The 12549-nt window shown below is 68.8% G+C and carries 10 protein-coding genes; 2 read left to right on the top strand and 8 right to left on the bottom strand.

The annotated features are described in order from the left end of the window. Positions 1 to 6 precede the first annotated feature (6 nt). Positions 7 to 942: a cysteine synthase A gene (gene cysK / locus ITJ67_RS04585; protein ID WP_236558446.1), complete on the top strand. Its 936-nt coding sequence runs from the start codon at positions 7 to 9 to the stop codon at positions 940 to 942. A gap of 3 nt (positions 943 to 945) precedes the next feature. Next, positions 946 to 1548 carry a serine O-acetyltransferase gene (gene cysE, locus ITJ67_RS04580; RefSeq protein WP_160072195.1) on the top strand — a complete coding sequence of 201 codons (603 nt, stop codon included), beginning with the start codon at positions 946 to 948 and terminating at the stop codon, positions 1546 to 1548. A gap of 155 nt (positions 1549 to 1703) precedes the next feature. Here the strand turns inward: cysE and prfA are convergent, their stop codons facing one another. The 8 genes from prfA to argS form a co-directional block, all read right to left on the bottom strand. Next, on the bottom strand, positions 1704 to 2786 hold the full coding sequence (gene prfA, locus ITJ67_RS04575) for a peptide chain release factor 1 (RefSeq protein WP_104241501.1): 1083 nt from the start codon (positions 2784 to 2786) through the stop codon (positions 1704 to 1706). Between the two features lie 17 nt (positions 2787 to 2803). Then, complete coding sequence (gene rho, locus ITJ67_RS04570) at positions 2804 to 4765, bottom strand: transcription termination factor Rho (protein ID WP_194676913.1); 1962 nt, start codon at positions 4763 to 4765, stop codon at positions 2804 to 2806. 143 nt (positions 4766 to 4908) lie between these two features. After that, positions 4909 to 5859, bottom strand: a complete 951-nt coding sequence (gene thrB, locus ITJ67_RS04565) for a homoserine kinase (RefSeq protein ID WP_104330807.1) — start codon at positions 5857 to 5859, stop codon at positions 4909 to 4911. A gap of 96 nt (positions 5860 to 5955) precedes the next feature. After that, a complete protein-coding gene (locus ITJ67_RS04560) occupies positions 5956 to 7308 on the bottom strand; it encodes a homoserine dehydrogenase (protein WP_160072199.1) in 1353 nt (450 codons plus the stop codon). A gap of 13 nt (positions 7309 to 7321) precedes the next feature. Continuing rightward, positions 7322 to 8782, bottom strand: a complete 1461-nt coding sequence (gene lysA / locus ITJ67_RS04555; RefSeq protein WP_194676912.1) for a diaminopimelate decarboxylase — start codon at positions 8780 to 8782, stop codon at positions 7322 to 7324. Positions 8783 to 8848: 66 nt separating this feature from the next. After that, a complete protein-coding gene (locus tag ITJ67_RS04550; RefSeq protein WP_160072203.1) occupies positions 8849 to 9964 on the bottom strand; it encodes an LmeA family phospholipid-binding protein in 1116 nt (371 codons plus the stop codon). 107 nt (positions 9965 to 10071) lie between these two features. Further along, the gene (locus ITJ67_RS04545) at positions 10072 to 10857 is read right to left on the bottom strand and encodes a DUF2993 domain-containing protein (RefSeq protein ID WP_160072205.1); all 786 of its coding nucleotides are present in this window, start codon (positions 10855 to 10857) and stop codon (positions 10072 to 10074) included. Between the two features lie 6 nt (positions 10858 to 10863). Beyond that, positions 10864 to 12528, bottom strand: a complete 1665-nt coding sequence (argS, locus tag ITJ67_RS04540) for an arginine--tRNA ligase (protein ID WP_194676911.1) — start codon at positions 12526 to 12528, stop codon at positions 10864 to 10866. Positions 12529 to 12549: the final 21 nt, after the last annotated feature.

Genomic DNA, 12549 nt, shown 5'->3' with positions numbered 1-12549 from the left:
CACGAAGTGACTGGAAAGATCTACAACGACATCACCGAGGTCGTCGGCCGTACCCCGCTCGTCAAGCTCGGCCGCATCAACGACACCGGCGCGAACATCCTCGCCAAGCTCGAGTTCTTCGGTCCTGGCTCCTCCGTCAAGGACCGCCTGGGCCTTGGCATCATCCGTGCAGCTGAGCAGAGTGGCGAGCTGCAGCCCGGCGGGACGATCGTCGAGGGCACCTCGGGGAACACGGGTATCGCGCTTGCGATGCTCGGTGCCTCCCGTGGCTACCGCGTCATCCTGGCGATGCCCGAGACCATGTCCATCGAGCGCCGCCAGCTCCTGAAGGCCTTCGGCGCGGAGCTCGTGCTCACGCCGGGCCCAGAAGGCATGCGTGGGGCCGTGGCCCGCGCCAAGGAGATCGTCGACGAGACGCCTGGCGCCATTCTCGCCCGCCAGTTCGAGAACGAAGCCAACGTGCAGATCCACCGCGAGACGACTGCGGAGGAGATCTGGGCGGACACCGACGGCGAGGTCGACATCTTCGTCGCCGGCGTCGGCACGGGCGGAACCATCTCCGGTGTCGGACAGGTGCTCAAGGAGCGCAAGCCCGACGTCAAGATCGTGGCCGTCGAGCCCAAGGACTCGCCCCTCCTGACGGAGGGCAAGGCCGGGCCGCACAAGATCCAGGGACTCGGCGCGAACTTCGTTCCCGACGTGCTCGACCGTGACGTCATCGACGAGGTGCTCGACGCGACACTCGAGGACAGCATCCGCGTCTCCCGTGCGCTGACCTCGACGGAGGGCATCTTCAGCGGCATCTCGAGCGGAGCGAACCTCTGGGCCGCTCTCGAGATCGGGAGGCGTCCGGAGAACGCCGGGAAGAACATCGTCGTCATCATCTGCGACACCGGCGAGCGCTACCTCTCGACGGTGCTCTTCGACGACCTGCGCGACTAGCGAGTGGCAACGGCAACACCTCGTCGAACGCCGGCACCGCTTGGTGTCGGCGTTTGGCGTCGGGTCAGGGAGGACATCGCGGCGACGCGGCGGAACGACCCGGCGGCCCGCTCGAAGCTCGAGATCGTCGTCAACTACTCGGGACTCCACGCTCTGTGGCTGCACCGCGTGGCCCACACGCTCTGGATGCGCCCAGGCACGAAACTGCTCGCGCGCACGCTGTCACAGTTCAATCGCTTCGCGACCGGGGTCGAGATCCATCCCGGCGCCCGGATCGGCCGCAGAGTCGTGATCGACCATGGCATGGGCATCGTCATCGGCGAGACGGCGATCGTCGGGGACGATGTCCTCATCTATCACGGCGTCACGCTCGGCGGCACCTCGGGTCACCGAGTCAAGCGCCACCCCACGGTCGGCAGCCGCGTCCTGATCGGGGCCGGGGCGAAGCTCCTCGGCAACATCACGGTGGGCGACGACTCTCGAGTCGGTGCGAATGCGGTCGTCACGCGAGACGCACCGCCCAACTCCGTGCTGACGGGCGTTCCGGCGCGCATCCGCCAGCGGACCTCCGCCGAACAGGATCTGGTCGGGTACTACGAGATCTAAAAGATCTCAAAGCTTCGCCCCCTGTTCGCTCCTTCCCCCGCGGAGTGCAGCGGACCGCGGAGGTCTGAGCACAGACGAGGTCTCCGCGATGCAGACCGAAAGACGGCGACCAGCAGAACTGCTGGTCGCCATCTCGCGCTGCGGTGGTGCTGCGCCTAGTCGTCGTTGCCCGAGAGCGCCGCGAGCCTGGCTTCCTCGTCGGCAGCAATGGCCGACTGGATGACAGGACCGAGGGCCCCGTTCATCACGTGGTCGAGGTTGTACGACTTGTACCCCGTCCGGTGATCCGCGATGCGGTTCTCCGGGAAGTTGTACGTGCGGATGCGCTCAGAGCGATCCATGGTGCGGATCTGACCCGAGCGTGCTTCCGACTCAGCCGCGGCGATCTGCTCCTGCTGGTGCGCGAGCAGCCTCGCGAGCAGCACTCGCATGCCGGCAGCACGGTTCTGGATCTGGCTCTTCTCGTTCTGCATGGACACGACGATTCCGGTCGGGATGTGCGTGATGCGCACCGCCGAGTCCGTCGTGTTCACCGACTGGCCACCAGGGCCAGAGGAACGGAAGACGTCGATCTTGAGGTCGTTCGGGCTGACCTCGATCTCCTCGGGCTCATCGACCTCGGGGAAGACGAGCACGCCCGTCGTCGAGGTGTGGATGCGGCCCTGAGACTCGGTCGCGGGCACCCGCTGGACGCGGTGCACGCCACCCTCGTACTTGAGGCTGGCCCAGACACCGAGTGCCGGGTCGTTCGCGTTGCCCTTGATGGCGACCTGAACGTCCTTGAAGCCGCCGAGGTCGCTCTCCGTCGAAGAGATGATCTCGGTCTTCCAGCCGCGCTGCTCCGCGTAGTGCGAGTACATGCGGAGGAGGTCTGCGGCGAAGAGCGCCGATTCCTCACCGCCCTCACCGCCCTTGATCTCCATGATGACGTCGCGTCCATCGTCGGGGTCACGCGGGATGAGGAGGCGGCGGAGCTTCTCCTGCGCGACGCGCAGGTTCTCCTCCAGTACGGGAACCTCTTCCGCGAACGACTCGTCTTCCTTCGCGAGCTCTCGCGCCGCCTCGAGGTCGTCCTCGAGCTCTGCCCTTGAGGCGTCGGCCGCGAGGATCTGCGCAAGCTGCGCGTAGCGCCTGTTGACCTTCTTGGCGCGCGCCGGGTTGGCGTGCAGCTCGGGGTCGGCGAGCTGCTCCTGCAGGTCTTCGTGCTCGGCGCGAAGCTGCCGAACGGAGTCGGCCATCTCGTGTCTGGCCACGGCTACGCCTTGGCTGCGCGAATGGGCTGCTTCGCGACGGAAGCGAGGAACTCTGCGTTGGTGGTCGTGCTGGCGACTCGCGCCAGGACGGCTTCGAGCGACAGGAGCGCGTTGCCTCCCGTGAGGCCGCGGCGGATGCTCCAGGTCGCTTCGACTTCCTGCGGCGTGAGCAGCTGCTCCTCGCGGAGCGTCTGCGAGTGCGAGATGTCGATGGCGGGGAAGACTCGCTTGTCGGCGATGTCGCGCGAGAGGCGCAGCTCCATGTTCCCGGTTCCCGCGAACGACTCGAGGATGGTGTCCTCGGTCTTGGAACCGGTGCCGATCATCGCCGTGGCGAGGATCGTGAGCGAGCCACCGTTCTCGACGTTCTTGGCCGAGCCGAAGAAGCGTCGAACGGGGGTGAGTGCGGATGCGTCGACGCCGCCGGGCAGGATACGTCCGGATGCGGGTGCCGCGAGGTTGTAGGCGCGGCACAGCTGGGTGACGCCGTCGAGCAGCACGACGACGTCGTGGCCGAGCTCGACGAGGCGCTTGGCTCGCTCGATCGCGAGCTCCGCGACCGTCGTCTGGTCGTCGGCCGGGAGGTCGAAGGTGGCCGCGACGACCTCGCCCTGGATGGTGCGCTGCATGTGCGTCACCTCTTCGGGACGTTCGTCGATGAGGACGACCATGAGGTGCACGTCTGGGCTGTTCTTCGCGACGGCAGCCGCGACCTGCTCGAGGACGATCGACTTGCCTGACTTGGGCGGGGCGACGATGAGGCCGCGTGTGCCCTTGCCGATGGGCGCGAAGAGGTCCATGAGTCGAGTCGCGACGCGATCTTCGCTCGTCTCGAGACGGAGGCGCTCCTGCGGGTAGAGCGCGGTCAGCGAGTCGAAGTCGGGACGCTGGCGCGGCTCCTCCGGCGACTGGCCGTTGATGGCGTCGAAGCGGACGATCGCGTTGAACTTCTGGCGGCCGTGCTGGTTCTCGCCCTCGCGCGGCTGGCGGATGGCGCCGACGACGGCGTCGCCCTTGCGGAGCTGGTACTTCTTGACCTGCGCGAGCGACACGTAGACGTCGTTGGGTCCCGGGAGGTAGCCGCTGGTGCGGACGAAGGCGTAGTTGTCGAGGACGTCGAGGATGCCGGCGATGGGCAGGAGGACGTCGTCGGCCGCGATCTCCGGCTCGGTGTCCTCAGCGCCTCCGCGTCCGCGCTTGCGGTCGCGGTAGCGTCCGCCGCGGCTGCGACGCTGCTCGTCGGTCTCGTCGTCGGACGGAGCGTCCTGGGCCTGCGGGGTCTCTGGGCGGCCCTGTGCCTGCTCGCCGCCGCGTCCGCGAGAGCGTCCGCGCTGGCGGCGTCCGCCCTGCTGCTCGTCGTCCTGCGCGTCGCCGCTCTGCTCCGCGGGCGCCTCTTCCTGCTTGGCGGCGGGCTCGGCGTTGTCCGTGCTCTGCTCGTTGTCGGCTCCGCGACCACGGCGTCCGCGTCCGCGTCCGCGCTTGCGCTGACCGGCGCGGCCCTGTTCCTCGTCGCGTGCGTCGTCCTGCTCGGAGGCTTCGCCGCGTGCGGGCGGGAGGACGAGGTCGTCGAGGGAGAGCTCGGGGACGCTCGGGGACGAGGAATGCTCGGCTTCGGTGGCTTCGGTGGCTTCGGTGGCCTCGGTGGCCTCGGACGCCGGCGCCTCGGTGTGGTCGTCCGCGGTGACGGCCGGGGTCTCGTCGACGGCGAACGTCGGTGCTACAGCCTCGGGGGCGGAGGGCTCGACGGGTGCTGCCTGCTCCTCGACCGCTTCGGCCGGAGCCTCTGCTGCGACAGCCGCGGGCTCGGCGCTCGATCGTGCGGCCTCGATAGCCTCGATGAGCGCTCCCTTCCGCAGGCTGCGAGCGCCGCGGATCTGGAGTCCGGCGGCAAGCGCCTGGAGGTCGGCGACCTTCATGGAGGTGAGCGGAGCTTCCTGCTCCGCAGTGGGTGTTGTGTCAGTCATCTGCTGTGAGTCCTTACCTCTACCGCGTTCTGCGGTGTTCAGATCGAGCGAGCGGGACTTCTCACACACTCTGAACCACATCGACAGAAATCGAGGGGGGTGCGTACTCCGCTGCTCGGAGAGTTGAAGCTATCGCGCTGTGCCTACACCGAGAGTGTGGCCGCGTCGCCCGACAGCACCTCAACTGTAGCACCGAGGAAATCAACGGCGGGCATGATGGCGTTCCACTTCGTCTGCGTGTTGGCCTCGGCGACGGCGGCCGCCTGCAGACGCTGCTCAGGGCTGGAGCACAGCACGAGCACGCTCGGGCCCGCGCCGGAGACGACGGCGGGCAGTCCGGCAGCGCGCAGCTCGGCGACGAGGCCGCTCGTGAAGGGCATCGCGGATGCGCGGTAGCTCTGGTGGAGCCGATCTTCCGTGGCCTCGAAGAGCAGCTCCGGGCTCTGCACCAGGGCGGCGACGAGCAGCGCCGAGCGGGAGAGGTTGAAGATCGCGTCGGCGTGCGGGACGCTCTCGGGCTGGAGGCTCCTGGCGAGCTTCGTCGACATCGTCTCCGTCGGGATGAGCACGATAGGCGAGACGCCCCGGTGCACGAGCAGCTGCTTGGAGCGGGGGCCGTTCTCGCCGACCCAGGCGATCGTGAGGCTGCCGAAGAGGCAGGGCGCGACGTTGTCGGGGTGCCCCTCGAGCTCAGTGGCGAAGCGGAGCAGCGTGTCGGCGTCCACATCGACGTCGTTCGACACGAGCGCGGCAGCTGCCATGACGCCGGAGACGATGGCGGCGCCGGATGAGCCCATGCCCCGCCCGTGCGGGATCGTGTTGACGGCGCTGATGCGCAGACCGGGCAGCTCGTAGCCGAGTCCGTTCAGCGTGTGCTCGATGGACTGCACCACGAGGTGGGAGGCGTCGCGGGGCACGCTCTCCGCGCCCACTCCCTCGACCTCGATCTCGAGCACGCCCGCTGGCGCGCTCTCGACGACAAGCGTGTCGTAGACGGCAAGCGCGAGTCCGAGGGTGTCGAAGCCCGGACCGAGGTTGGCGCTCGTCGCGGGGACCTTGACTTCGACGCGACGCGCCTGTTCGACCTGCTTCATGCTGCGACTCCTAGGCAGAGGACTGTTGCGATTGGATTGATATCGGTGGGCACGACGGCCGACACGGTTCCCACGGCGGCGTCGAGCTGCCCTGCGCTAGAGCGCGCCCTCGACACGGAGCACCCCGGTGACCCGCCGTGATGCCTCGTGCGCGGCGAGGGCCTCTGCAAGCGCTGAGAGCGCTCGCTCGGTGGCTGAGTGCGTGCCGATGACGAGGGTGGCGCCCCGCTCGGCCTCAACGGTCGTGGGTGCGCCGGAACCGGACGTCGCATCGCTGGTGTCGGCGCTGCGCTGCTCCAGGGTCGAGACGGACACGCCGAAGTCGCTGAAGACCTTCGCGATCTCGGCGAGCACGCCTGGACGGTCGTGCACCTCGAGGATGATCTGGTAGCGCGTGGTGATCTCGCCGACGTCGAGGACGGGCAGGTCGGCGTGCGTCGACTCACCGAGGCCAGGGCCACCGTTGACCCGTCGGCGGGCGGAGGAGACGAGGTCGCCGAGCACTGCAGATGCGGTCTCCACTCCCCCGGCGCCAGCGCCGTAGAACATGAGGTCGCCAGCAGCCTGCGCCTGCACGAAGACGGCGTTGTTGCCGCCGTGCACCGACGCGAGTGGGTGCTGCGCGTCGACGAGCGCGGGGTAGACGCGCGCTGAGATGCCCTCGACTCCATCGGCCGTCGTGACGCGCTCGCAGATAGCGAGGAGCTTTACGACGAAGCCCGCCGCCTTGGCGCGCTCGATCTGCTCGATCGTGATCTCGGTGATGCCCTCGCGGTGGACGAGCTCGACGGGGACCTCGGTGTGGAAGGCGATGGAGGCGAGGATCGCCGCCTTCTGCTGGGCGTCGTAGCCGCCGATGTCGGCCGTCGGGTCGGCTTCTGCGTAGCCGAGATCGGTGGCGATGCGCAGCGCTTCCTCGAGCGAGTCGCCGCGAGTGTGCATCCGGTCGAGGATGAAGTTCGTCGTGCCGTTCACGATGCCGAGGATGCGCTCGACCCGGTCGCCCGCGAGGCTGTCGCGCAGGGGGCGGATGATCGGTATGGCGCCCGCGACGGCGGCCTCGTAGGTGAGCTGAGCGCCGACGCGCCTTGCCTGGTCGAAGAGCTCGGGGCCATGCGCCGCGACGAGCGCCTTGTTCGCCGTCACGACGTCGGCACCCGTCGACAGCGCCAGGGAGATGAGGCCCTTCGCCGGGTCGATGCCGCCCATGAGCTCGATGACGATGTCGGAGCCGAGGATGAGTCGCTCCGCGTCGTCGGTGAAGAGCTCCTTCGGCAGGTCCACGTCCCGCTTCGCATCGACGTTGCGGACGGCGATACCGGTCAGCAGCAGCGGAGCGCCAACGCGAGCGGCGAGCTCGTCGGCGTTCTCGATCAGGATGCGGGCGACCTGCGACCCGACGGATCCCGCGCCGAGCAGGGCGACTCGGATGGGTCGGTTCTGGTTCATCGGTTCTCCTCGGTTACGGGCGCTCATCGGTCACGGCAGCTGGGAGTCCCGCGTCTCTGGCAAGCAGATCGGCCACGGACTCCGCACGGATCAGCGTGCGCGCCTCGCCGTCGCGAACCGCGACGACGGCCGGTCGGCCGATCATGTTGTAGTTGCTCGAGAGCGACCAGCAGTATGCGCCGGTCGCTGGCACGGCGACGAGGTCGCCAGGGGCGACATCGCTCGGAAGATAGTCTGCCAGAACGACGATGTCGCCGGACTCGCAGTGTTTTCCAACGACACGAACGAGCGCTGGGTCGGCCGTGGAGGCCCGCGAAGCCAGGCGAACGCTGTACTCGGCCTCGTAGAGAGCCGCCCTGACGTTGTCGCTCATGCCGCCGTCGACGGAGACGTAGAGGCGCTCGGCGCTGCCGCCCTCGTCGAGCGGGACTCGAACGGTCTTCGTCGTCCCGACCTCGTACAGGGCGGTCCCTGCGGGGCCGATGATGGTCCGACCCGGTTCGAAGGCCATGTTCGGCACTGCGACGCCGAGCCTCGAGCAGGCCGCTGCCACGTGGGAGGCGATGTGGGAGGCCATCGTGCGGATGTCGGTGGGCGTCTCGCGTGGCAGGTAGGCGATGCCGTAGCCGCCACCGAGATTCAGCTCCGGAACCGGTCCCCCGTCGAGGAGGCGAGCGTGGACTTCGACGAGGCGGTCGGCGGCCTCGCCGAACCCGTCGGCGTCGAAGATCTGCGAGCCGATGTGCGAGTGCAGGCCGAGGAACTCCACGGAGTCGTGCTCGCGGATGCGGGCGACGAATGCATCCACCTCGTCGAGGGGGATGCCGAACTTCTGGTCCTCGCGGCTCGTGGCGAGGAACTCGTGTGTCGAGGCGTGCACACCGGAGTTGACGCGCAGCCTCACGGGCTGCCGAACGCCCGCGGCCAGGGCGGCTGCTGCGACACGGTCGAGCTCCTGGGCGCTGTCGAGCACGATCGCCCCGATACCGGCGCCGACAGCGATGCCGATCTCGCGCGTCGACTTGTTGTTGCCATGGAAGCCGATGCGTGCGGGTGGCGCGCCCGCGGCGAGCGCGAGGGCGAGTTCACCCTCGCTGCACACGTCGATGGCGCAGCCCGCCTCGAGCATCCAGCGGACGACGTCGGCGCTCAGGAACGCCTTGCCCGCGTAGTAGACCTTGGCTGTGACGCCGAGGGGATCGAAGGCGTCAGCGAACGCGGCGACGGTCTCCGCTGCACGCGAGCGGGCGTCGGCCTCGTCGACGACGTACAGCGGCGTCGCGAACCGATCCGCAAGCGCTCGGACATCGATGCCCGCGATCTCGATCGCGCCGTCCGCTTCACGAGCAGCGCTCCTCGACCAGACGTGGGCGTCGAGCTCGTTGAGATCCGACGGAACTTCGAGGTCGGCGGGCGCCAGCGGGCTGGCAGCCGTCTGGCGGGTGGCATGGGGTTCGTGGAGAGCTTCAGGCACCAGAGCATGCTATCTGCTGGCCCCTCACCGGAACAGGCGAGAGGCCCAGGCGTGCACGCGGGCGCACTACAGGCAGTCGGCCACCGCGGGCAGCTCGCTCAGCCGCGCGCCGTCGACCTTCCAGGAGAACGAGATCGCGTCGCTGGAGACGGCGGCCTCGGTGACCTGCGCCTCGAGCTCCGAGTCCGCACAGGTCGGCACCTCGACCTTCTCGTTCGAGCCGAACGGGATGCTGGTCCCGAAGAGCGTCATGCTGCTGTCGCTCGTGACGAAGAGCTTGCCGTCCGTCGCCTCGTAGCCGAGTTCGGACTCGACCTTCACCTGCCACTCGCCGGTGCCGCTGATGGCCTCGATGTTGATCACGTTGTCGCCGTAGCTGATGGTCGTGTCGTAGGAGTCGGTGTTGATCTCGCTCTCCTCACCCTGGAGCGCGGCCGGAACGCCGTCGAGGACCTCGGTCGAGACGGCGAGATCGACCGTGGTCGAGTCGACGGGACCTTCGAGCGACGCGTCGATGCCCGTGAGGTCGATGCCGACGGTGATGTCGCCGTCGCCCTGCGACGTCATGGTGGCGTGCTCGATCTTGCCGGTGAGGAGCTGCGCGAGGACGCTGAAGCCGTCCACCGTGACGGCGTACTCGCTCGGGGCCGCCGCCTCACCGTAGTTGTCGATGACGATCTTCCCCGCCTGCTCCTCGAGTGCGCTCGTGACGTTCGCCCGCGCCACGGCCTCGCCCACGACAAGACCACCGGCGATCACGACGACACCGACGCCCGTCCAGAGCCACCATTGCGCGTACCAGGGCCGCGGCTTCTTCCCCTGCGGGGGCTGGCCCCCTTGCCACGGGCCCGGCTGCTGACCATGCGGCGGATGACCGCCCGCCTGCGCGTACTGCTGTGGGGCCCCGCCGTGCTGCGGCTGGCCGAACTGCTGCGGCTGCTGCGGCTGGCCGTAGCCCGGTCCTTGTGGCGGCTGGCCGTAGCCAGGCTGCTGCGACGGATGCGGGTACCCGGAGCCCTGGCCGAACGGTGGCTGCTGCTGGGGCCCTTGGCCGTGTCCGGGCTGCTGCGGCTGACCAGGCTGCTGGCCGTACCCGGGCTGCGATGCCTGCTGCCCGTACCCGGGCTGCTGACCCTGCCCCGGCTGCTGACCGAAGCCCTGTCCGTTCGGCGGCATGCTCATCTCAGTTCTCCAGTTCTTCGGCGGCCGGCCGACGTCGCGCGGAGTGCGATCCGTCGAGCGCGTCGGGGCGGCCTCGTCGGCACGGACCCCATCGTCGCAGCTCGAAACTAGTCGCGACAGGTGGAGAACTCCCCGGAATCAGGGATCTCGGCGGAGAGTGCGATGTTCCTCGCCTCGACGCCGACCGTGAGCATCCCCTCCGCGATGCGCAGCTCGGACACGTGCAGGCCGGCAGGGAGGTAGTCGGCGGTGCAGATCGGCACCGCGAACTCGGCGATGTCAGGGAGCGCCTGCGTGAGGGCCTGGCCGAACGCCGTCCCGGACACCTCGACATCCGTCGGATCGATGATCACCTCGCCGTCGACCAGGCGCAGCTGCGCGTCGACGGTGAGCGTGCCCGTGAGGCCCAGGATGGAGACCGTCGAGCGGTAGGACAGCTCGTCGTCGCCGAGTGTGAGCGAGGCATCGGTTCCGGGGAGCGCGGCGACGCCCTCGAGGGTCGCCTCCGGCACATTGAGCGTGCCCGTCAGCATCTCGGTCCGCATCCCGTCGAAGATGTGCACGCCGTACGCGTCCACGGTCGCCGCCAGGTTCAGGCCGTAGGCGGTGAGCTCATCCGCTGAGACCGTGACGTGGCTCGCCCGACCGGTCGCGAGCTGCCACAGCGTCGAGAAGCCGTGCACACGCGTGCTGACCTCGCCGTCCACCCCGGGCGGGAGCGTGTCCTGCACCTGCTGGGCGATGCGATCCTGCGCGACGAGGCGAACCCCGACGTCGAGGCCGACGAGCAGCAGCAGGGCGCCGAGCAGCCAGAGCGAGGCCGTGACCCAGCCGCGTGCGCGCGACTTCCGCAGGAGCTGGATGCGCTCCTCCGGCGGATCGAGCGCGGTCACCTCCGACTACATCCGCTCGGGAGCCGAGACGCCGAGCATGGTGAGTGCCGAGCGCAGGACCGTGCTCGTGGCGTCGTTCAGCCACAGGCGGGTGCGGTGGAGGTCGGTGATCTCGTCGTCCCCACGCGGGATGACACGGCAGCTGTCGTACCAGCGGTGGTAGAGGCCCGCGAGCTCCTCCGCGAAGCGGGCGACGCGGTGCGGCTCGCGCAGCTCGGCGGCGGCAGCGACGACACGCGGGAAGTCCTGCAGCGCCCCGAGAAGCGCCGACTCGGACTCGTGGTCGAGCAGGGAGGGCTCGAAGACCGAGCGGTCGACTCCGGATTCGGCGGCGTTGCGTCCGACCGCGCAGGTCCGGGCGTGCGCGTACTGCACGTAGTAGACGGGGTTGTCGTTGGTGCGCTGAGCGAGGACATCGAGGTCGATGTCGAGCGTCGAGTTCGCCGAGGAGCGCACGAGGGCGTAGCGGCCCGCGTCGACGCCGACCGCGTCGACGAGGTCGTCGAGGGTCACGATCGTGCCGGCGCGCTTCGACATGCGCACGGGCTCGCCGTCCTTCACGAGATTCACCATCTGGCCGATGAGGATCTGCAGGTTGACGCCCGGCTGGTCGCCGAAGGCCGCGACCATCGCCATCATGCGAGCCACGTAGCCGTGGTGGTCGGCGCCGAGCATGATGATGCACTGGTCGAAGCCACGCTCGCGCTTGTCGAGGTAATAGCCGATGTCGCCGGCCATGTAGGTCGGGCTGCCGTTGGATCGCACGACGACGCGGTCCTTGTCGTCGCCGAACTCGGTAGTGCGCAGCCACTGCGCGCCGTCCTGCTCGAAGATCTGACCCTGCTCGCGGAGGCGCTCGATGGCTCGCGAGACCGCACCGGACTCGTGCACCGAATCCTCGTGGAAGAACACGTCGAAGTCGACGCCGAAGTCGTAAAGCTTCTGCTTGATCTCACCGAACATCTGCTCGACGCCCTTGGAGCGGAAGACCTCCTGCTGGGCCTCCCGGTCGAGCTCGGCGATGCCGTCCCCGTAGGCCGCGGCAACCTGCCCGGCGATGTCGCTGATGTAGGCGCCGCCGTAGCCGTCCTCCGGAGTGCCCTCGCCGAGGTAGGCCGCGAGCAGCGACCTCGCGAAGCGGTCGATCTGCGCCCCGTGATCGTTGAAGTAGTACTCGCGCGTCACGTCGGCACCTGCCGCCGTGAGGACGCGGGCCAGGGAGTCGCCGACGGCCGCCCAGCGAACACCGCCCATGTGGATGGGGCCCGTCGGGTTGGCGGAGACGAACTCCAGGTTGAGCTTGACGCCGGCGAGCGAGTCGCCATTGCCGTACGCAGAGCCAGCGTCGACGATCACCTTGGCGAGGGCGCCAGCTGTGGCCGTGTCGAGGGTGATGTTGATGAAGCCTGGGCCCGCGACATCTGCACTCGCCACCTGGGGGTCGAGGATCAGCTGCTCGACGATGCCGGAGGCCAGCTCACGCGGGTTGGTGCCGACGCGCTTCGCGAGGCGCATCGCGATGTTCGATGCCCAGTCGCCGTGGTCGCGGTTGCGCGGCCGTTCGAGCACGATGTCCGTCTCGGGGACGGTGATGCCCTCAGCCCCTTCGAGGGGCGCGAGCGCGGCGTTGACAGCGGTGGTGAGTGCCGTGACGAGAGCTGGAGAAGTCATAGGCCTCCCATTCTAGAGCCG

Origin of the sequence: Pseudoclavibacter sp. VKM Ac-2867 (assembly GCF_015351275.1) — a bacterium.
In the GTDB taxonomy this organism is placed as follows: Bacteria; Actinomycetota; Actinomycetes; order Actinomycetales; family Microbacteriaceae; genus Pseudoclavibacter.
This window is presented reverse-complemented; position numbering and strand designations above follow the sequence as displayed.

Coding starts and splice junctions, on each gene's coding strand:
- ITJ67_RS04560 (WP_160072199.1), bottom strand. CDS start 7,308: ATGAACCAGAACCGACCCATCCGAGTCGCCCTGCTCGGCGCGGGATCC.
- rho (WP_194676913.1), bottom strand. CDS start 4,765: ATGACTGACACAACACCCACTGCGGAGCAGGAAGCTCCGCTCACCTCC.
- argS (WP_194676911.1), bottom strand. CDS start 12,528: ATGACTTCTCCAGCTCTCGTCACGGCACTCACCACCGCTGTCAACGCC.
- prfA (WP_104241501.1), bottom strand. CDS start 2,786: ATGGCCGACTCCGTTCGGCAGCTTCGCGCCGAGCACGAAGACCTGCAG.
- thrB (WP_104330807.1), bottom strand. CDS start 5,859: ATGAAGCAGGTCGAACAGGCGCGTCGCGTCGAAGTCAAGGTCCCCGCG.
- ITJ67_RS04550 (WP_160072203.1), bottom strand. CDS start 9,964: ATGAGCATGCCGCCGAACGGACAGGGCTTCGGTCAGCAGCCGGGGCAG.